This window comes from Methylobacterium sp. WL18, from assembly GCF_008040015.1.
Lineage (GTDB): Bacteria > Pseudomonadota > Alphaproteobacteria > Rhizobiales > Beijerinckiaceae > Methylobacterium > Methylobacterium mesophilicum.
The window spans coordinates 1-440 of record NZ_VRVD01001345.1 but is presented as its reverse complement, the minus strand read 5'-3'; the positions used below and the strand labels follow the sequence as shown (position 1 = coordinate 440).

Below are 440 nucleotides of genomic sequence, written 5' to 3'. Positions count from 1 at the left end.
GCGTTCCGGAGCGCCATCGTGGCGGCGGGCTCGTCGCCGGTGTCCCTGCCGATGCTGCCGGACGACCCGCGCATCGTGAACTCCACGGGGGCGTTGGAGCTGCCGTTCGTGCCCCGCCGCCTGCTGGTGATCGGCGGCGGCATCATCGGCCTGGAGATGGCCACCGTGTACAGCGCGCTCGGCGCCCGGGTCGACGTGGTCGAGCGCCTGCCGAACCTCCTGGAGGGGGTGGACCGGGACCTCGTGGCGGTCTGGACCAAGCGCAACGCCCACCGGTTCGACCGGGTCCTCACCGGCGCGGAGGTGGTCTCGGCGACAGCCACCTCCGAGGGCATCGCGGTGACGCTCGCGGGCGAGGCGGAGCCGGTCGTGTACGACCTCGTGCTCCAGGCCGCGGGCCGGCGCCCGAACGGCGACGCGCTCGGCCTCGACGCGGCGGG

General features: G+C 75.0%; 1 protein-coding gene. It reads left to right on the top strand.

Annotated elements, in window-relative coordinates:
• Nucleotides 1–440: FAD-dependent oxidoreductase (locus tag FV228_RS32670; protein WP_187278017.1), on the top strand; the 440-nt coding region annotated here is incomplete at both ends.